The 16,003-nt window shown below is 39.3% G+C and carries 28 protein-coding genes; 7 read left to right on the top strand and 21 right to left on the bottom strand.

Translation table 11 applies throughout. From position 1 onward, the window contains the following. The 7 genes from terL to ACT2CV_RS01375 all read right to left on the bottom strand — a co-directional run bounded on the left by terL (position 1) and on the right by ACT2CV_RS01375 (position 4,030). Positions 1-1,446 (bottom strand): phage terminase large subunit, encoded by a 1,446-nt coding sequence (terL, locus tag ACT2CV_RS01405; protein WP_464973834.1) that lies wholly within the window; start codon positions 1,444-1,446, stop codon positions 1-3. Beyond that, positions 1,397-1,909 carry a terminase small subunit-like protein gene (locus ACT2CV_RS01400; RefSeq protein WP_464973833.1) on the bottom strand — a complete coding sequence of 171 codons (513 nt, stop codon included), beginning with the start codon at positions 1,907-1,909 and terminating at the stop codon, positions 1,397-1,399. Before ACT2CV_RS01400 ends, terL begins: the two co-directional genes overlap by 50 nt. Positions 1,910-2,030: 121 nt before the next feature. Continuing rightward, a complete protein-coding gene (locus ACT2CV_RS01395; RefSeq protein ID WP_464973832.1) occupies positions 2,031-2,549 on the bottom strand; it encodes a phage antirepressor N-terminal domain-containing protein in 519 nt (172 codons plus the stop codon). A gap of 155 nt (positions 2,550-2,704) precedes the next feature. Continuing rightward, positions 2,705-2,989 carry an Rz1-like lysis system protein LysC gene (gene lysC / locus ACT2CV_RS01390; RefSeq protein ID WP_464973831.1) on the bottom strand — a complete coding sequence of 95 codons (285 nt, stop codon included), beginning with the start codon at positions 2,987-2,989 and terminating at the stop codon, positions 2,705-2,707. Then, positions 2,883-3,242 carry a DUF2570 family protein gene (locus tag ACT2CV_RS01385; protein ID WP_464973830.1) on the bottom strand — a complete coding sequence of 120 codons (360 nt, stop codon included), beginning with the start codon at positions 3,240-3,242 and terminating at the stop codon, positions 2,883-2,885. The genes lysC and ACT2CV_RS01385 overlap by 107 nt, the downstream gene beginning before the upstream one ends. Then, entirely contained in the window at positions 3,229-3,675 is a 447-nt protein-coding gene (locus tag ACT2CV_RS01380) for a lysozyme (RefSeq protein ID WP_464973829.1), read from the bottom strand. The genes ACT2CV_RS01385 and ACT2CV_RS01380 overlap by 14 nt, the downstream gene beginning before the upstream one ends. Further along, positions 3,656-4,030, bottom strand: a complete 375-nt coding sequence (locus ACT2CV_RS01375) for a phage holin, lambda family (RefSeq protein ID WP_464973828.1) — start codon at positions 4,028-4,030, stop codon at positions 3,656-3,658. Before ACT2CV_RS01375 ends, ACT2CV_RS01380 begins: the two co-directional genes overlap by 20 nt. A gap of 405 nt (positions 4,031-4,435) precedes the next feature. On the opposite strand from ACT2CV_RS01375, the gene ACT2CV_RS01370 reads away from it, so the two are divergent. Next, entirely contained in the window at positions 4,436-4,615 is a 180-nt protein-coding gene (locus ACT2CV_RS01370) for a ribbon-helix-helix protein, CopG family (RefSeq protein ID WP_464973827.1), read from the top strand. A 12-nt stretch (positions 4,616-4,627) separates the two neighbouring features. On the opposite strand, the gene ACT2CV_RS01365 is transcribed toward ACT2CV_RS01370, so the two are convergent. From ACT2CV_RS01365 to ACT2CV_RS01355, 3 genes are read right to left on the bottom strand one after another with little or no spacing between them, the layout of a single operon-like run. Further along, positions 4,628-4,993 carry an antiterminator Q family protein gene (locus ACT2CV_RS01365; protein WP_464973826.1) on the bottom strand — a complete coding sequence of 122 codons (366 nt, stop codon included), beginning with the start codon at positions 4,991-4,993 and terminating at the stop codon, positions 4,628-4,630. After that, positions 4,993-5,358 carry a RusA family crossover junction endodeoxyribonuclease gene (locus ACT2CV_RS01360; protein WP_464973825.1) on the bottom strand — a complete coding sequence of 122 codons (366 nt, stop codon included), beginning with the start codon at positions 5,356-5,358 and terminating at the stop codon, positions 4,993-4,995. Before ACT2CV_RS01360 ends, ACT2CV_RS01365 begins: the two co-directional genes overlap by 1 nt. Next, positions 5,355-5,648, bottom strand: coding sequence for a DUF1364 domain-containing protein (locus ACT2CV_RS01355; protein WP_464973824.1), 294 nt, complete (start codon positions 5,646-5,648; stop codon positions 5,355-5,357). Before ACT2CV_RS01355 ends, ACT2CV_RS01360 begins: the two co-directional genes overlap by 4 nt. 300 nt (positions 5,649-5,948) lie before the next feature. Here ACT2CV_RS01355 and ACT2CV_RS01350 point away from each other — a divergent pair, with 300 nt between their 5' ends. Next, positions 5,949-6,566 carry a P22AR C-terminal domain-containing protein gene (locus ACT2CV_RS01350; protein WP_464973823.1) on the top strand — a complete coding sequence of 206 codons (618 nt, stop codon included), beginning with the start codon at positions 5,949-5,951 and terminating at the stop codon, positions 6,564-6,566. 127 nt (positions 6,567-6,693) lie between these two features. On the opposite strand, the gene ACT2CV_RS01345 is transcribed toward ACT2CV_RS01350, so the two are convergent. From ACT2CV_RS01345 to ACT2CV_RS01300, 10 genes are read right to left on the bottom strand one after another with little or no spacing between them, the layout of a single operon-like run. Next, positions 6,694-7,143 (bottom strand): recombination protein NinB, encoded by a 450-nt coding sequence (locus ACT2CV_RS01345; RefSeq protein ID WP_464973990.1) that lies wholly within the window; start codon positions 7,141-7,143, stop codon positions 6,694-6,696. Then, the gene (locus ACT2CV_RS01340; RefSeq protein WP_464973822.1) at positions 7,085-8,005 is read right to left on the bottom strand and encodes an N-6 DNA methylase; all 921 of its coding nucleotides are present in this window, start codon (positions 8,003-8,005) and stop codon (positions 7,085-7,087) included. Before ACT2CV_RS01340 ends, ACT2CV_RS01345 begins: the two co-directional genes overlap by 59 nt. Next, positions 7,998-8,228, bottom strand: coding sequence for a hypothetical protein (locus ACT2CV_RS01335; RefSeq protein ID WP_464973821.1), 231 nt, complete (start codon positions 8,226-8,228; stop codon positions 7,998-8,000). The genes ACT2CV_RS01340 and ACT2CV_RS01335 overlap by 8 nt, the downstream gene beginning before the upstream one ends. Next, a complete protein-coding gene (locus tag ACT2CV_RS01330) occupies positions 8,225-8,758 on the bottom strand; it encodes a phage N-6-adenine-methyltransferase (protein WP_464973820.1) in 534 nt (177 codons plus the stop codon). The genes ACT2CV_RS01335 and ACT2CV_RS01330 overlap by 4 nt, the downstream gene beginning before the upstream one ends. Next, positions 8,751-9,407 (bottom strand): replication protein P, encoded by a 657-nt coding sequence (locus ACT2CV_RS01325; protein WP_464973819.1) that lies wholly within the window; start codon positions 9,405-9,407, stop codon positions 8,751-8,753. The genes ACT2CV_RS01330 and ACT2CV_RS01325 overlap by 8 nt, the downstream gene beginning before the upstream one ends. Then, entirely contained in the window at positions 9,404-10,171 is a 768-nt protein-coding gene (locus ACT2CV_RS01320) for a replication protein (RefSeq protein ID WP_464973818.1), read from the bottom strand. Before ACT2CV_RS01320 ends, ACT2CV_RS01325 begins: the two co-directional genes overlap by 4 nt. Then, entirely contained in the window at positions 10,168-10,860 is a 693-nt protein-coding gene (locus ACT2CV_RS01315; protein WP_464973817.1) for a phage antirepressor KilAC domain-containing protein, read from the bottom strand. Before ACT2CV_RS01315 ends, ACT2CV_RS01320 begins: the two co-directional genes overlap by 4 nt. 52 nt (positions 10,861-10,912) lie before the next feature. Continuing rightward, positions 10,913-11,389 carry a hypothetical protein gene (locus ACT2CV_RS01310; protein ID WP_464973816.1) on the bottom strand — a complete coding sequence of 159 codons (477 nt, stop codon included), beginning with the start codon at positions 11,387-11,389 and terminating at the stop codon, positions 10,913-10,915. 25 nt (positions 11,390-11,414) lie between these two features. Next, positions 11,415-11,714, bottom strand: coding sequence for a CII family transcriptional regulator (locus ACT2CV_RS01305; RefSeq protein WP_464973815.1), 300 nt, complete (start codon positions 11,712-11,714; stop codon positions 11,415-11,417). 20 nt (positions 11,715-11,734) lie between these two features. Continuing rightward, positions 11,735-11,941 (bottom strand): helix-turn-helix transcriptional regulator, encoded by a 207-nt coding sequence (locus ACT2CV_RS01300; protein WP_464973814.1) that lies wholly within the window; start codon positions 11,939-11,941, stop codon positions 11,735-11,737. A gap of 129 nt (positions 11,942-12,070) precedes the next feature. Between ACT2CV_RS01300 and ACT2CV_RS01295 the strand changes: the two genes are divergently transcribed. The 3 genes from ACT2CV_RS01295 to ACT2CV_RS01285 all read left to right on the top strand — a co-directional run bounded on the left by ACT2CV_RS01295 (position 12,071) and on the right by ACT2CV_RS01285 (position 14,706). Beyond that, positions 12,071-12,730 carry a helix-turn-helix domain-containing protein gene (locus tag ACT2CV_RS01295; protein WP_464973813.1) on the top strand — a complete coding sequence of 220 codons (660 nt, stop codon included), beginning with the start codon at positions 12,071-12,073 and terminating at the stop codon, positions 12,728-12,730. Positions 12,731-12,793: 63 nt separating this feature from the next. Continuing rightward, entirely contained in the window at positions 12,794-13,645 is an 852-nt protein-coding gene (locus ACT2CV_RS01290) for a KilA-N domain-containing protein (RefSeq protein ID WP_464973812.1), read from the top strand. A 59-nt stretch (positions 13,646-13,704) separates the two neighbouring features. Continuing rightward, positions 13,705-14,706, top strand: coding sequence for a hypothetical protein (locus tag ACT2CV_RS01285; RefSeq protein ID WP_464973811.1), 1,002 nt, complete (start codon positions 13,705-13,707; stop codon positions 14,704-14,706). A gap of 35 nt (positions 14,707-14,741) precedes the next feature. Here the strand turns inward: ACT2CV_RS01285 and ACT2CV_RS01280 are convergent, their stop codons facing one another. Next, entirely contained in the window at positions 14,742-14,930 is a 189-nt protein-coding gene (locus tag ACT2CV_RS01280) for a hypothetical protein (protein WP_464973810.1), read from the bottom strand. 237 nt (positions 14,931-15,167) lie between these two features. On the opposite strand from ACT2CV_RS01280, the gene ACT2CV_RS01275 reads away from it, so the two are divergent. Next, positions 15,168-15,356, top strand: coding sequence for a hypothetical protein (locus tag ACT2CV_RS01275; protein ID WP_464973809.1), 189 nt, complete (start codon positions 15,168-15,170; stop codon positions 15,354-15,356). A 52-nt stretch (positions 15,357-15,408) separates the two neighbouring features. Further along, positions 15,409-15,648: a hypothetical protein gene (locus ACT2CV_RS01270; RefSeq protein ID WP_464973808.1), complete on the top strand. Its 240-nt coding sequence runs from the start codon at positions 15,409-15,411 to the stop codon at positions 15,646-15,648. The last annotated feature ends 355 nt before the right edge of the window (positions 15,649-16,003 follow it).

Genomic DNA, 16,003 nt, shown 5'->3' with positions numbered 1-16,003 from the left:
CTACGCTCCTAGCGTTGTAAATCGTCCGTACACATCAAACAAATCAATTAACTCACCATAAGCGCGAGAACAAGCGTCAATGCAATCATCATGATTGCCATTTGGGAACATCTGCATTTCATCAATGATTTTTTTGTTCCAATGCCCTTTAACCATCTTCACATTCCCAACATTCACCTGTGCAGCAAATGGCTCAGCTCTTGTTACCTTGTCGCCACTTTCAGGACTACTACGCACAATGTAACCTTGCAACATACGAGTAAGGTAAAGCACTTGTGTTTTACCTGCTTGACCAGGGTCTTGCGGCAAGCTGATCTCAACCAATCGTCCGTCAAGTGCTGCCGTCTGCTTAATCAGCTTATCTCGCTCATCAGGTGCTAAATCGCCGTGAGCTAAATCTGCGATAATCAGCGATCCATCTTCACATTTGCCGAGTTTTACCCCTGCGGTTGGATCACCACCAATCGTCGCACCCAAATCCCAACCACGTATCCAGCTGATATTACCGACAGGCAGGGTTTCAATAATCTGAATGTTGGCAGGCTTAAACACTCCACCATCTTTGCTTGATGGTCTCTGCTGATATAAAGCATTCCACGTATGTGAACCCACTGCATTTTTGATTTTAGTCAATCGTTCTAAGTCAAAACGTTCAGGGTGTAATGGCTCACCTTCCTTGCGATATTCTTCATCTTGTTCAGCAATCGCAGGAAACGAGACTACTCGCCATTGATCACCGCCATTTTCCATCTCTTGAAGTAATCGCCCAGCTAAATCATCTTCGTGCCAACGGGTCATACCTAATAACACACCACTTTTTGGCGATAAACGTGTGTATAGTGTGGTGGTGTACCAATCCCAAACGCTATTACGTACAGTTTCAGAACTGGCTTCTTTTGCGTCTTTTACGGGATCGTCTATGATCGCAATATCCGCCCCCATTCCTGTAATACCACCACCGACACCAGCGGAACGATATGCACCTTTATACCCCAAGATTTCAAAAATCTCGCTATTGCGTAAGGCTTGACCTGACACTGTGCTGATCCGTTTATTATTCAATGAAGATTGCGGGAAAATTTCGTGGTAGCTTTCATCGTCCATTATCCGCTGCACATCACGGTTCATTCGACTGGCTAAATCTGCGGAATAAGAACAGGCAATCATCTGCAAATCTGGATTTTTGCCAAATGCCCACGCAGGAAAACGGCGACTAAATAGTTCACTTTTACCGCTTCTCGGTGGTGCAAAAATCATTAAACGTGGTTGCTTGCCGTCCACCACATCTTGATAAAACTGTTGAAGTTCTTGAGCGATGATTTTATTAAACCAACCTGTGATAAAGTCGGGTTTGGTATGTAAGGTAAAATCAAGCAAATTACGCCGTGCTAATTCGCTACTCAAGCTGCTTTCGCTTAAGCTCTCTAAGAAATCTAAGTTCATCATCTGAATACACCGAAAGATCGAGTTCCTTTTTCACTTCAACCTTAACCGCACTACCATTAACGCCTGAGATTTCTTGCGTAACCCGATCACCATATTTTTTCGGAGCCACTTTAGTGATATACCATTTACGGCTATCTACTCTCAGTTTCGCCACCTGTACATCTTCAGGCGTGGCACAATCAGCAATATCTAACATTTCATCAAGTAGGCTATCCGCTTGCATTTCCCTCGCACGCGCGTATTGGTCGCAAAATTCTGAATTTTCTTTCAACCATCTAATAACTGTTGATTTATTAGGCATACTTGGTCGTTCACAAATCTTGCGTAAACTCTCCCCTTGAGCAAGCAGCATACAAATATCATCTGCAACTTCTTGCATATAGGAAGATGGTCGCCCCACTTTCTTTTTTTCGGTTTTTCCACGCCCCTTAGACGTGGATTTAACCCCGTCTTTCTTTGGCATTATGGTTAATCCTTTACTGTAAATATAAAAAAACCCAAACATTCGCCGTGTTCGGGGTTTGTTTTTACAACAGGGGGGTTCCCCGAGATTTTGCAAAAAAAACGTGACAAATAGCCACGCTTTAGATTTCAACAAACAGCTCCATTTGCTTAATTTGCCAGAACTCTTGTTCTAACTTTCGCTTTTCCGCTTTACATTCCTGCAACGCTCGCCCTTTTTCGCTAGAACGAATCTGATATTCTTGCTTTTTCAGTAGCCATTGCTCGGTTTTGTGCTTCACTTCATCGCGGCGAGCAATGCCCGTTGTCCAATAATCCCATAATGCCAAGAAGCACTCTTCTTGATAGTTTTCTAACCGCTCTTTTAAATCGGAACGTACCTTGTTTGGGTTGATTGAAAACAGCCAGCCATTGAGTTTCTTGATTGGCATACACAGCATTTCACGATTTTTGCCATCTTCAGCAACTGTTGCGATATAGCAACAGTTAAATTTTGAGCAGTTCTGATTAAGTTTAACAGATTGGCTTGCCCAGTTTAGTCCAATTCCTTCAACAACTTCACGCATTGCGACATAAGCCACGCCGTTGTTATCAATTAAGGTAATTTCTTGACCTAAAAAGTCAGTTTTTAATGCTTGCATAATGTCCTCGTTACTCCTCACGAAAATAGAACCTACAAGAAGCAATGAGTGAGGATGGAAACATTGCTTGTCGAGTGTACATCTCTATCTTGCAGGCAATAAAAAACCCCTAACAGCTAACTGCAAGGGGTTAGATCTTGATAAAAATCTGTAAATTATTTTTCACGCATCTGTGCTTGCCACTCTCTAATGCTATCGATTTGACTCGCACACAAATCCCTTTCACTAATCACTTTGATTAGATGCTCAATAGCATCACCATAGGTTGTGCCGTTAAATTCGGTGCGTTCGCAAGGCGTGAGGTATGCTTGCGGAGGAAATAAATATTTATACTCAATCCTTGCTTTTGTGGTGCAACCGCTTAATGCTGTCAATAACAGGACTAGGCATAGCAGTAACGCCGCACGGATCTTTTTGTAGAATAACTTTAACTTGTTCACGACTACGCTCCGCTTGGCTTTTTAATTGATTAACCAGTTTGTATTGTTGTTCAACTGCTCGTTGTTCAACAATAAGCTGATTGTTCAATTGTTCATTGACTTTGTTCATTTGTTCAATGGTTTGGGCTTGCGTTTGGTTTTCGGCTGTTAGGCTAGTGATTTTCTGTGATTGGTACCAAATCCAACCACACAAGCCCAAAATTAAAAAAAGTGCGCCAATTTTGACCGCACTTCTAAAATTAAACGTACCCATTTTCGAATAATGCCTTTTCACGCTGACGACGTTTAAGCAAAATCGGGCGACCGCCAGCATTTTTCCAAGCCAAAAACTGATTTGCAGCACCTTTATAATCTCCATTATTAAGTAACTTCACCAGAGTTGAACGTCTAAAAGCACCTTCGCCAATATTAAATGTCAGGCTAACTAATGCATCAAACTGATGTTGTGATAGCGAAACTAAAACACATTCATTGATAGCATTTTCAAAACGTCTTAAATCCGCTCTTAATAATTCGCGCGACTTGGTCTTACTGATAGTCATACCTCGCGTAATTGGCTGATCATCAACAAAGCCTGTATGACCTACGCCAATAGTCCAAACGTTAGCAGAACAACGATAAGAGGTTAATCGCTCCCCTTCTTCTTTTATAATAAACGCTTCGCCATTAATACTTGTTCTCATCATTTGCAGCACCTTTGTTTACCTGATTATGCAAAAACTTAAACATATATTTGCGGATCTCATCCGTACCTATATAACCAATTGCAATACCCACAAATAACGCAACATCACTTGGATTTTCTAATGGTGTCCAAGCTACCGCTAATTTACCAATAATAGGAATGGTTGAATGAGCTAATGCGCCACAAATTAATCCATCAAAAACGGTATGACAAAAATTCTGATTTTTACGCAAATAACAAACGCGAATTACGCTCATAAAAAAAGCGGCAAATGCGCCGCTTAATGGATGATTTGAAAAATTTAAGGACAGCCAAGTCCATATTGCCGCCCATATATCAGGGGATTTATCAGGCATAACATATCCTTTGTCACTAGATAATAAAAAACCCCGACCGTTTCCGATCAGGGTTATGGAAATTTGTTTGCAACTTATTGCAAGATACCATAAATACTACACTTTTAGTGCGTACTAAGCAAGTAATTTTTTGATAAAAAGCAAAAAGCCTATAAAAAATTATAGGCTTTCGAAAGATTATGCTTGCACTGTATGTAAACATACAATATAATATAACCACTTTCAAGGAGATAGCTTGAAAGTGAGTGTGAGGCTTAATCCTCACGTTTGAAGTAGGAAAATCGTATGTTAGTTAAAATTTTCCTTATCGTAGTTTTACTATTACTAAGTTTCCCAATTTATTAATAGTTACGATAAACTGGGGAGCGCCAACTCCCCAGTACTTCACAATAATAGGAGTTTCCCATGGCATTGTCAAGAACTGAAATTAATGCACGCAGTGAGGCGAAACGAGGCATTGTAACAAAAGCCTTTAAAATCCATCAATCCGTTTCACAAGATATTGATGAGCTTGCTGTTAAACTTGGTATCTCAAAAGGCAAAGTGCTAGAACAAGCAATTGCCTTACTTAAACAACAAAGCTAAAACCAGCGGAGATTAAGCATAGAAATACGCCATAATCTCCGCCCCTTCAATCGCTCCCTCGACATAACTTTTGGCTTTTGCTAATTCTTTGAAATAAGATGTTTTACTCATATTCAACACTCGCCAAATATCTTCATCAGGTAAACGATACGCATATTTCGCCATAATAATTTCATAGCGTAAATCAGACTTTTCTCTTAATCGCAAAATCTGCTCGCCGATTAAAATACAAGTATCATCAGTAAGACTGAAGATATGATGACTGCAATCATGCTCTATCGCCATCCGCATACCTGCTGCGATGTAGGGATATTCCGTTCCTATACGACTATTCGCAAAGCGACCCCATGCAATCAAAACCCGATCTATATGCTGCATTACTCCTCCTTACACTCCCTTAACCGCACAACTAACTTTCCGTCTTTTACCACACCCATTGCTGTAATGGATTGTTTAGGTATCATTTGCCAACAGTCATCATCTACAATTTTGGCGTTGACTAAACTATCTAGCAGCACTTTCCATAAGTTGTCTAAATCACGCTTGCGTTTATCTGGTAACCACACCTCAACATCAATTGATACTGGTTTTTTGAATGGCAAATAACCTAAGCAAGTTAAAAACACTTGGCTTTGATAAGCTTTCCCTTTTTCTGAAATATAGTGTCGTCCTCTTGCGTGTCGCCAATAAGTGTTTACGCTTGGAGGATAGGGCAACATTAAAGTAATTTCATTTGCGGTCATAACTTACCTTCTTGGCGTAAAATAGCTTGTGTACGGAACACTCCCTCCGCGTGAGCCAATCTTAATTCTTCGCGCGTGTAACTCGTTCTTACGCGACCATCTATTGCGTTATGGCAAGTCAGACAGCAGAAAGCGCCGAAAACATCATCAGGCTTTTGACCAATACCATTTAACCCAGCCATACGATAGTGTGCTAATACCGTTGTTTCAGGATTGTGATTACAAATACCTACCAACCGAACTTGGCACTCTCTGCCTTTCGCTTTTTTGCGTAAATCAATTTTAGCCATTTACACCTCTTGATTTTTATTAATGTTAAGCGTAGGATATCCCCAGTGGTCTCAAAAGCCATTTTCTAACTAGGTTTTCACCCCGAATGTGTGATTTTTTTGTACCTAAAATTTAGTCAGTTTAACTGCCATTATTAAATTGATTAAAAGTGCGGTGCAATTTTCAATATTTTTTCAATGATCGAGAGTGTGACTAATACAATACCGCAAGGGAATAAGTCCGCTAGAGTTAGACTAGTTTTGAGCTCTCGATCGCCCTAACTCAAAATTAGGGAATTTCTATCAAAAGGAAATCTAACTATGTCAAATTTAACTTTTCAGAACACCACTCTTACTGTCGTTCCACACAATAACCAAATTTTCTTTACATCAACTGATTTAGCTGTTGCTCTCGGTTATTCAAGATCTGACAAGATCGCACAAATTTATGAGCGTAATGCAGATGAATTTACTGCCGATATGACCGACACCCTCAAAATGAGGTTATCGGGAAATCTTGAAACAACCGTCCGTATTTTCAGCCTGCGCGGTGCTCACTTAATCGCAATGTTCTCTCGCACAAAAGTCGCCAAAGAATTTCGCAAATGGGTGTTGGATATTCTCGATAAAGAAATTAAACAATCTACATTACCAACACCAAAACCTGAAAAACGCTACCATTTCGAATTAACTGAGTTCGAGCTAGAACAACTAGCTTGGTTATGGTTTTCACACCGCCAAATGAATGACTTATTAGGTGAGCTTATCAACCCACTTAAAGCTATTGAATCAAGATATTCATCAACGGTATATAGTCATTACCACGAATATAAACGACACAATAGAGACACATTGACCGTCATTCAGCGTTTTGCTGAGCCTTTCTTACAATCCGAACGTTTAAACTGGCAACGTGTCGTAAAACGTCTTACTGCGTAAAACTCCCCCAAAATAGACCGCACTTTTTAGGTGCGGTTTTTATTACCACAAACACCACAAAATAAAACCAAATACCGCCCAAAATGAAAGCGTAGCAAGTAAAGTAAAAATTAATCCCCAGTTCATACTAGCGTCCCCAAAATCCCCATTTATCGTTAAAATGCACGCCATTAGAAACACCCCAATAGGTAATATATTCAATTAAACTCGCCAATCTCGCCACGCTCATTTGTGCAGTGCTTTCTCGCAAATTAATCACTTCACCTTCAAGCCCGATTGTCATTTCTGCCTTACCGCCTGTCGCAATTTTATGAGCGGACACAAAAATAGCTTTCCATGTATCTACGTCTCGTTTTTGCCCCTGAAATTCACACTGGTTGGCGATATCTGTCAGCATTGCGTGAAGCTTGGCATTTTGTTCGACTGAATGTTTTAACGGCTCTATGCGCACCACAAGCGGTTTCTTTTCATCCGTTGGTAATTCAGCAATCACCGCTTGGCAATTCGCCTTGATTTGCTCAGTACGTAGGAAGAATTGGTGTTTCAATCTTCTCCCCTTGAATTGCAACACATACATCATCACAAAAGGCGTTAAATTCATTCGTTGAATATATTCCTAATTCCACCCAAATTTTGCTTACTTTCACGCTTTGTAGAATGTTTTGTTTAATTTGAACCTGACAATCTCGCTCTAATTGTAGGAAATCTACTTCTTCTTTTGGTGGAGGTGGGAGTTGAGCAGTTTCCCAGCGCTCCACATCAATTTGCCATTCATCACGCACAACAAGCTGATTGGTTTTACAATCAAACAACTCACGCACACAGTCTGACGTGGTTTTTTGCTTATCCACCACTAAAAACAACACTTCAATTTGCGTATCTTCAAATGCGTTTTGAACGCGATTAAGTTCCACTAACTGATTACCAATTAAAGCTCTAAATTGTTTTTCTGTGTTGCGATAACCAACACCAGGAAACAGAATAAAAAATCCCCAACGGTTCGCATTATTCAAACCTTTAAGTGTAAAAACATCATCAACAACACCTGATTTTTTCCATGGAAATTCTGTTTGAATAGCCTGCTGTTCCGTCTCGCTCAATTCCTTAAACTTCATCGAAAAGGGCGGGTTCATCACCACGCAATCACATTTGGGTTCGCTCTCATACAGAAAAAAACTCTGATTGTGGATTTCTGCGAAAGGGTAATTTATTGCCAATGCCACACAGCTTTCCGACTGAATCTCCACCGCTATAAATTGGCTTGGCTGAATAAACTGCTCCAACTGACCGCTACCTGCTGCACCATCGAACACACTCACGTTATCGCCTACGTATTGCTTCACTTTCTCCGCAACATAACGACGGAGCGGTTCTCCTGTGATATATTCGGCGAATTGGTTCGCTTTCTTGCGGTTGTTGTGTTCTTGGAAATTACTCATCTTCCCGATACTCCACACCAAAATCCTCTAAACCAAAATAACCACAAGATTTTGTGCGAGAGAAAGGCGAAAGTTTATTGTCTTGAATCACTAATTTACCCGCACAACGAAAACGATCTTCACTCCATTCGCCCACAAACGCGCTTATTGGCTCACCGTCCCAACAGTCAGATAATTCCGCACCGCATTTAGGGCATTTGAATTTGGTTGGGTCGTAGGTCATTCATTTCCCCCTTTTTTAATAAAATCCAAGCTCACTTGACGAGTAACAAACCCTTGCATAAACGGATCGAACACTGCCACCATTGAGCCTTTATTGTTACCTTTTACTTCTTCCCCTGTTTCAGGGTGCAGAAAATTAATGCGACCACCAATAATATCGATAACCTCTGTTGCGTTATCTTGGATGACTTTGTACCATTTGGTTGATTTGTCCGCTGGCAACAACATCACAACTAGATGCCCTTCGCGCATTAACGTCGCAGCACGTTGCACAAATGGTAATGGGTTGCTGTATGGTGGATTAACGAAAATTCTGAATGATTTAATATTCCAATGCTCACTTAATTTATCGCTTAGGTTTTCTGCCAGAAAATCTTCAGCAAATTCACTTCCTGTACCAATCCAACGTTCACAAAGTGAGTTAGATTTACTGGCGCATCCGTCAAAATGAAACCACGCAAAACGATGTTCTAACCAATTAAAAACATAACGCGGTGTGCGGTAGCTGTCTTTGTCGAATAAATTACTCATAACCCCTCAAAATTCTTTTTAACTGTTTAATTCTTTCCGCTGTTTGCTCTGGTGTGAGTTTTTCTTGTTTTTTATTTTCAATTCTGACCGTTTTAGGTTGAGCGACTACCCCACCATTCTGTAAATAGTTAGCCATATCACTAATCAAGCTTTTTGCCTTAATGAGCGTTTTTTCTGTGTTTAAGTTGTCATTAAAAATCGCCCGATGAAGTTGCATAACCAAGTGATACTCCATTGCATTTTTCCAAGGATATTCCTCTGGATATTCGCAAACGCAACCTTGATATTTTTGATATATTTTTAGTAATTCCTCCGCGGTGGGTAGTCCCAAGCTTGCGTACTCATTTCCGCTATTACACCAGCTAATAAACTTGCCAATACTAGGTACAAAATCATCCTCCTTGGTTCTTAACGCTTTCATGCCAAGACGCACTTGATCAATGGTTCTAATGCCATTTTCAGCAAAAGCTAAAACCCATTGTTGCTTAGCTGTTGCGATTTGTTGAGCAGTCCAATATTGGATGCTAGGGCAGCTTGCTAAAAGCTGTTCAAAAATACGATTGACAAGATACTCAATATCGCTTGGTAATTTACCTTGCTCGGTGATTTTTGATACAGAACCGCTTGATTGAACATTTAGCGCCGTCATAACACATCTCTCCACGCTTCAGGGGTATTCCATTCCGCTTGCATGTTATCGCCACGTTTTTGAGGTTTAGGAGAATCACTTTGCCATTCCCAACTCGCCTTAAAGCCTTGCCAGTTTCGATCAATCATAATCGCCACCACCTCCTGAAGTGGCAATTTGGCTAAATCAGCTTGAATTTGCAAGCGTTCCAGCATGGTGCGAGTGATTACTGCTCGCTTGGATTTTCGCTGACCGATAAAATCTTCAGCCAGCTGACCTGTAATACCAAACTCGTTTAGCAGTTCAAGTGCGGTCGATTTTGGAGGTGTTTTTTTGGAATTACCGTTAGGTAATTCTTTTTTAGATATATTGTTTTTAATATTGTTTTTTGTGTGTGAACTTTTTTCACTAGTCACTAGTGAAGTTTTTTCACTAGTCGTTTTGTTCACTAGTGAAGTTTTTTCACTAGTTACCCGTGAACTTTTTTCACGAGTGAAATCAATATCCAAGTTGACTGAAAAAATCTTTATATTTCTTTCGCCTGTTTTTTGGTTTACCAACCCTCTCTCAGCTAAACTGACACAAGCATTAATAACTGCACGATTGCTTAACCCTGTCACTTTCATTAATTGAGTAATAGAAATAGCGTCCTCTTCCTTCCCCCAGCCTTTGGTTTTACGCACAATGGCAAGGTAGCACTTTAATTCAGCGCAGCTCATTTGTGACATTAATTCGTCAATCACCGCATTTGGCACTTGAAACGAATTAGGAATAAATTTACTCATTGCATTAACTCCGAAGCGTAACGTGACGCAATAAATTCAACACCTTTGCTTGTCACTCTTGTTTGCGTGAAATTGTGACCGTGTTCTGCGGTGCCTGTTTTGACTGAAAATAAATCCTTAGATTGAATAGATTGATAAGGCAGCAAATTGCCTGATTGACGATATAAAAACTTATCTTCAATCAAACGGTTAATCATCGCTCTTTCTGGCATTTTCAAAATCTTAGCCACCTCACGAAATGATTTTGTTGTGCCGACTTCAACATAGTGATCGACAAAATCAGCTTTTGGTTTCATTGCTAAATTTTCCAACGCTAAAGCTTGCTTTTGTTTCTCACTCTCCACTAACGCCTCAAGTGCTTGAAGATAGTTTTGAGGCAAAAGTGCGGTTGTTTTTTGTTGATTTTCCAACTCTTGCCAACGGTCAACTATTGCAGCAGTAAATTCAGGGCAATTTTGAGCAACAACAATCAAACTGTCTCTTTTATCTAAAAGATATTCATAATAAGTTTGTTTATTTTGAGGGTGGGTGTAAGCCATTGGCTGATACCCCTTAATAACTTGTTTTGCTATTAATCTCTCAATAGAGCGATATAAATCACTATGATTTTTACCTATTAATTCCGCAATCTCTCGACTGCTCATTGTGATAGTTGATTTTTGCTCTGTAATAGTAGATAATTGATTCATGTAGATAACTCCTTATGAGTTTGTAACTAGCCACCGTTGCCGCGGTGGTTTTTTATTGCTTAAATTTTCTAACTTGTTTAAAATCTGAACTCTTATTGATATCAATAGGTTCGTTATGGACATTTCCGCAATCTTCACCTCTGCTAAAACCACTCTTGATTTGCTCTCTGGCATCGAAAGTAACACCGTTTTGAGTGAGAGGGTTGCTTTGCTCAAGGATCAGATCGAAATACTCCGATACGCCTACGAAACGGCTCAAAAAGAACTGACCGACACAAAAACAAAATGCACCGAACTTGAGAATGAAATAGCGACTTATCGAACAGCGGAACAATTTGTCCTTGAGCAAGGTGCGGCGTTTAAAAAAACCACCAGCGGCTACATCAAAGCGGTGTATTGCCCCAACTGTTTTACTGTTGCTGGCGGCAGTGTTTCGCACTTCCCTTTTCAATGTGGCATTTGTAAATGGCGAAGTATGTTTAAAATCAGCGACTTCGATCGCATTTTTAATTCGTTGCCATAAACTCATTTAATCTCGCTCCAACGGTGGCTTTTTATTTGTTTAAAATTCGCTCTTTCTCTGCGTTTAACCCTTTCGCTGCAAGGTCGAACACCGTATCAAGATGTTCCATATCCACAAAAATATGTTCTTGTGGCACAACCTTTAACCCAATCGCATAAAGTAATCGGCTAAATTTTGTGATTTTTTGATCGCCTTTCCATTTTGAAATAGCGGAACCACAAACGCCCACCACCTCGCCAATATCATCAAGATCTTTTAAATCAATCGCTCTCAATATTTCGCTTTCAATATCAAGGGCGTTCATTTCTTTTGCTGTGTTATTGCGTGCCATTGCATCTACCTTGGGGTAAGTTAGTTTTCAACAGGGAAAACTTCATCAAGAGAAACTTTGGAACCTAAATCATTAAGTGCTTTCACAATACGTCTAGCGTCATCAAGTGATGGTTTGCGAGTGTTTAATTCATAGTTCGCAATTCGGCTCTGACGAAATCCAACTTGACGACCTAACTCAGATTGAGTGATACCAATTTCTTCTCTTGCTTTTGCAAGATTGTTCATAAATATCCCTTTTTGTGTTTAAAGATAAACACATTAAATCACAACAAGTGATAACAATCAATCACAAATTGAAATTTTTTAAATATAACGTTACGTGATATTATTAAAATGTATATAGAGAGGTGAAAAATGGCGACATTAGGACAAAGAATTAAAGAATTTAGAAATAAAATGGGTGTAAACCAAAAAGAATTTGCAGAGTTGTGTGGACGGATTGATAAAAGGACAAAAACTTGGGGGCAATCAAGAATTGCTAATTACGAGACAAGTGCAAGAGAGCCAAGTTTGGAAGATATTGAGGTTATAGCTCAAGTGTTAGGTATTGACGCTGCTGAATTAGCTTTTAGCAACGCAAAACCAGCTCAAATTATTAAATCATTCCACTACCCTCTACTTAGCCCTGTACAAGCGGGTTACTTTACCGAAGTCAACTTACTTAACCATATCGATAGTGATGAACAGTACGATATGATTTCATCACAAGTCAAAGCAAGCGATGGCGCATTTTTCTTAGTCCTTGATGGTGATTCCATGCTACCGCGGTTTAAATCGGGCGATATGGTATTAATCGATCCAAATTTAGCCATTAAACCCGGCGATTTCGTGGCAGCAATCAATGAAGACGGTAAGGCAACCTTTAAACAATACAAGGAAACAGGCGAAATAGATGAGTTCGGCAGACCGCACTTTAATCTTGTGCCATTAAACGATAACTTCGGCAGATTAAGCAGTAAAACCCACAAAGTAAAACTTATTGGCAAAGCGATTGAGCATAGGAGTTGCTTGTAAAAGTGCGGTTGAATTTTGTTGGGTAAATAGAGTGAAATCGCCATAAATAAAACGGGAGATAATATGGTTCCAAATGATGTAATGGTTGTACAAGAGACAGAAATTCGGGTGACAGAACGCAATGGGGAAGACTATATCAGCCTAACGGATATGTGCAAAGCCTTTGGTGACGGTGATCAACTCATCAAAAACTGGCTACAAAATAAAAATACTATTGAATTTTTGCAAGTTTGGGAAGAAATTAACAATCCAAATTTTAATTTGGTGGAATTACACCAAATTAAAAATAACATTGGATTAAACCGTTTTGTTATGTCTGTTAAAAAATGGTCGGCAACTAACGCAATTGGATTGGTTGCTAAAACAGGACGGTATGGTAGCGGTACCTATGCTCACAAGGATATTGCACTTGAATTTGGTTCTTGGCTAAGCCCTGAATTTAAGCTCTATCTAATCAAAGAGTTTCAGAGACTTAAACAAAAAGAAGCTCAAGAAAACAAAACAGAATGGAATGTTAAACGCATTTTGAGCAAGGCAAACTACCGAATTCATACCGATGCTATTCAAGCTCATCTTATCCCGCGACTACTCAATAGCAAGCAGCCAATATTTGTATACTCTGCTGAAGCAGATATTCTTAATCAAGCAATGTTTGGTATAACAGCGAAGCAATGGAGAGATCAAAATCCCGATTTAAAAGGGAATATTCGAGATTATGCCACCATTGAACAACTTACCGTATTAGCGGCATTAGAAAGCCAAAATGCTTTATTGATCGAGCAAGGTGTTACACAAGCTGAACGATTAGCTATGTTAAATCGACTTGCGATTCAACAAATGCAATCCTTATTAAAATCAAAATCGCTTGAATCATTAAAAGATAAACCATTATTGATTGAAGATGAAAAAAGTTGAGCATAGGAGTTGTTTGTAAAGTGCAGTTGAATTTTATTGGGTGAATTAGGAGAAAAAGAATGGAAACATTAACAATTACAAATGAAGATGAATTATTTTCTCTGTTAGAAAAGTATGTTAAAACAGGTGAAATTAGTGATAAAATTAACCTGGAAGATCTACCACCACTCAAGATTCGTCTTGTTGGTGAAAAATTTGATCAAAGCCTAACGCCTAATGTAATGAAAGGCTTTGTAGAAATGCAGAATTACATCAATCGCACCTATCGCCTAGTAAAATACGGGGACGTGGAAACTAAGTCGCTCTCAAAAGAAGAACGAGAAGCGTTGCAATTACAAGTTAAAGTTGAAAAAGGTTCATCTATTATTGATATCAGCTTTGATGGTCTTTGGGCTCAAATAGGACAATTAGCTAGTAAAATGAATGGTACAGAACTCGCATTAATTACACTTGGGAGCTTCGCTATTTGGGGAACAACAACTGGTGTAAAACGTTTTTTAAACAATCGTAAAGAAGTACGGTTAGCAGAAATCAAAAAAGACTCAGATAAAGAGCATTTAAAAACCTTTGAAGCAATGTCTGCTCAGGAAACTCAACGTGCTGAAATTATGGCACAAATTATACAATCTCACCCCGTGCTTGAAAATGTTGATCGCCAAGCCTATGATGCCAAAACAAGTTTATTCAAATCATTTGCAAGTGTTGATGAAGTTGAAGTTGGTGATACGACAGTAGATCAAGAATTAAGTTCAGAACTCACAAAAACAGCACGTCGCCGTTCTACTGAGATAAGATTGGATGGAACATACAGACTTGAACAAGTGAACACCACCGATCCGACTTTATTTAAGGTAAAAATTCGTAACACCAAAACAAATCAAGTTTTTGAAGCCATCGTTCAGGAGCAACTCTTAGAAGGAAATAAAAATAAACTAATGTTAATGCAGGCAGAATGGGACAGAAAACCTGTTAAGCTCAGTATTAATGCGAAAGTGCTTGATGAAAAAATTCGTGATGCCACCATTACTTCCGTCGATGAAATAGAAGTAACAACAAACTAATATCCAAACCGCCCACTTTGGCGGTTTTTCTTTCCCTAAATCTCCCCAACCAACGAAACCAAACCACAAACCACCAAACGCCGACGCGCTTCCACATCCAAGGCTAAAAAAGCATTAACCTTTGCCATCACCTCCGCTTCAGGCAAATCCGACTGCTCTAATGCCTCCACAAATAAACTCACAATCAAATCGCGCTCAATCTCACCTTTCGTTAATTTCGCCATATTTTTCCTTATTTATGCTTGTTTTCGTTAAATTTCGCATCATTTCTAAAATTTTTTTGTGATCTCGCTCACAAAATCAGCAATTAATCAAAAATAATTAAAAATTTTTTCTGTTTAAAATCAATAAAATAATCACAAATTGAAATATTTTTATAAAAATATCACATTTTGTTATTGACAATATAAACACAATTCGTGATAATAGTTCCAACAAAACAAAACAACGGAGAAACAAAAATGAACATCAACAACGTACAAGAATTAAAAGCTGCCTTTATTGACATCACCCTTGCGGAATATGCTGAAACGACAGGTAAGCCATTTGAGCAAATTAAAAAGCTTTTTGAAGATTTACCGTTCTTCCACGAAATGATTATGGAAATTGTAGAAGAAGCCGCAGAAAAAATGGCAGCGAATTTAGCTTAAGAATCTTTACTAAGCCCTTTACGGAGGGCTTGAATGCAGCGGAGAAACAAAAATGAACGCATTAACACTTGCTGAAATGGAAGAACTACTTCATGAATTTAGAGTGAGAGACGCGGCAGTTAATATCGCAAGAAAAGCAGAGAATCAAGAAATGGTTGATTTCTTAGAGAAAACACTAAAAACCCTTGAGAGAGGGGCTGTAGAAGAAGAAAAAGCAGTTTTTGATGCTGTAGTTCGTCTTTTCACCAACAAACTTAAGGCGTTTAAATCTTTCGTAAAACGCTCTTTATAGAATCTTTACTAAGCCCTTTGCGGAGGGCTTGAATAAAGGTTTTTAACCTGATTGTTCTTTAAAAATTTGGTGCTTGTGCGGATGGTATTAACAACCTCGAGCAGTTATCAAGTAAAACTTGAAAACTCGGCAAGGTTGGTTAGACCCTGATAAGTAAACTTAGGCGAATTACTCAATAGAGGGAGTAAGAGCATAGGCAACACACTCGCAAGGTGTGGAGAGCTGAAAAGGCAACACTGGTACTAGTCCTAAGCAATCTTGGCGCCCTCAAAATTGAGGGCGCTAACGAGCTCAAAATTAAGCCCGTTAAAAGATACAAGCAGCACCCGACTGAAAGGCAAAAGCAGGGCGGGCG

This window comes from Reella acinonychis, from assembly GCF_052384575.1.
GTDB lineage: Bacteria > Pseudomonadota > Gammaproteobacteria > Enterobacterales > Pasteurellaceae > JBQSUQ01.
This window is presented reverse-complemented; position numbering and strand designations above follow the sequence as displayed.

What these genes read in the sequence shown, in the direction of transcription:
- ACT2CV_RS01380 (WP_464973829.1), bottom strand. Translation starts at nt 3,675, where the DNA reads ATGATGAGAACAAGTATTAATGGCGAAGCGTTTATTATAAAAGAAGAA.
- ACT2CV_RS01270 (WP_464973808.1), top strand. Translation starts at nt 15,409, where the DNA reads ATGAACGCATTAACACTTGCTGAAATGGAAGAACTACTTCATGAATTT.
- ACT2CV_RS01305 (WP_464973815.1), bottom strand. Translation starts at nt 11,714, where the DNA reads ATGGCACGCAATAACACAGCAAAAGAAATGAACGCCCTTGATATTGAA.
- ACT2CV_RS01360 (WP_464973825.1), bottom strand. Translation starts at nt 5,358, where the DNA reads ATGACCGCAAATGAAATTACTTTAATGTTGCCCTATCCTCCAAGCGTA.
- ACT2CV_RS01275 (WP_464973809.1), top strand. Translation starts at nt 15,168, where the DNA reads ATGAACATCAACAACGTACAAGAATTAAAAGCTGCCTTTATTGACATC.
- ACT2CV_RS01325 (WP_464973819.1), bottom strand. Translation starts at nt 9,407, where the DNA reads ATGACGGCGCTAAATGTTCAATCAAGCGGTTCTGTATCAAAAATCACC.
- ACT2CV_RS01335 (WP_464973821.1), bottom strand. Translation starts at nt 8,228, where the DNA reads ATGACCTACGACCCAACCAAATTCAAATGCCCTAAATGCGGTGCGGAA.
- ACT2CV_RS01365 (WP_464973826.1), bottom strand. Translation starts at nt 4,993, where the DNA reads ATGCAGCATATAGATCGGGTTTTGATTGCATGGGGTCGCTTTGCGAAT.
- ACT2CV_RS01300 (WP_464973814.1), bottom strand. Translation starts at nt 11,941, where the DNA reads ATGAACAATCTTGCAAAAGCAAGAGAAGAAATTGGTATCACTCAATCT.
- ACT2CV_RS01400 (WP_464973833.1), bottom strand. Translation starts at nt 1,909, where the DNA reads ATGCCAAAGAAAGACGGGGTTAAATCCACGTCTAAGGGGCGTGGAAAA.
- ACT2CV_RS01285 (WP_464973811.1), top strand. Translation starts at nt 13,705, where the DNA reads ATGGAAACATTAACAATTACAAATGAAGATGAATTATTTTCTCTGTTA.
- ACT2CV_RS01280 (WP_464973810.1), bottom strand. Translation starts at nt 14,930, where the DNA reads ATGGCGAAATTAACGAAAGGTGAGATTGAGCGCGATTTGATTGTGAGT.
- ACT2CV_RS01370 (WP_464973827.1), top strand. Translation starts at nt 4,436, where the DNA reads ATGGCATTGTCAAGAACTGAAATTAATGCACGCAGTGAGGCGAAACGA.
- ACT2CV_RS01385 (WP_464973830.1), bottom strand. Translation starts at nt 3,242, where the DNA reads ATGGGTACGTTTAATTTTAGAAGTGCGGTCAAAATTGGCGCACTTTTT.
- ACT2CV_RS01290 (WP_464973812.1), top strand. Translation starts at nt 12,794, where the DNA reads ATGGTTCCAAATGATGTAATGGTTGTACAAGAGACAGAAATTCGGGTG.
- ACT2CV_RS01345 (WP_464973990.1), bottom strand. Translation starts at nt 7,143, where the DNA reads ATGTATGTGTTGCAATTCAAGGGGAGAAGATTGAAACACCAATTCTTC.
- terL (WP_464973834.1), bottom strand. Translation starts at nt 1,446, where the DNA reads ATGATGAACTTAGATTTCTTAGAGAGCTTAAGCGAAAGCAGCTTGAGT.
- ACT2CV_RS01350 (WP_464973823.1), top strand. Translation starts at nt 5,949, where the DNA reads ATGTCAAATTTAACTTTTCAGAACACCACTCTTACTGTCGTTCCACAC.
- ACT2CV_RS01320 (WP_464973818.1), bottom strand. Translation starts at nt 10,171, where the DNA reads ATGAGTAAATTTATTCCTAATTCGTTTCAAGTGCCAAATGCGGTGATT.
- ACT2CV_RS01295 (WP_464973813.1), top strand. Translation starts at nt 12,071, where the DNA reads ATGGCGACATTAGGACAAAGAATTAAAGAATTTAGAAATAAAATGGGT.
- ACT2CV_RS01375 (WP_464973828.1), bottom strand. Translation starts at nt 4,030, where the DNA reads ATGCCTGATAAATCCCCTGATATATGGGCGGCAATATGGACTTGGCTG.
- ACT2CV_RS01395 (WP_464973832.1), bottom strand. Translation starts at nt 2,549, where the DNA reads ATGCAAGCATTAAAAACTGACTTTTTAGGTCAAGAAATTACCTTAATT.
- ACT2CV_RS01315 (WP_464973817.1), bottom strand. Translation starts at nt 10,860, where the DNA reads ATGAATCAATTATCTACTATTACAGAGCAAAAATCAACTATCACAATG.
- ACT2CV_RS01340 (WP_464973822.1), bottom strand. Translation starts at nt 8,005, where the DNA reads ATGAGTAATTTCCAAGAACACAACAACCGCAAGAAAGCGAACCAATTC.
- ACT2CV_RS01355 (WP_464973824.1), bottom strand. Translation starts at nt 5,648, where the DNA reads ATGGCTAAAATTGATTTACGCAAAAAAGCGAAAGGCAGAGAGTGCCAA.
- ACT2CV_RS01330 (WP_464973820.1), bottom strand. Translation starts at nt 8,758, where the DNA reads ATGAGTAATTTATTCGACAAAGACAGCTACCGCACACCGCGTTATGTT.
- ACT2CV_RS01310 (WP_464973816.1), bottom strand. Translation starts at nt 11,389, where the DNA reads ATGAGTTTATGGCAACGAATTAAAAATGCGATCGAAGTCGCTGATTTT.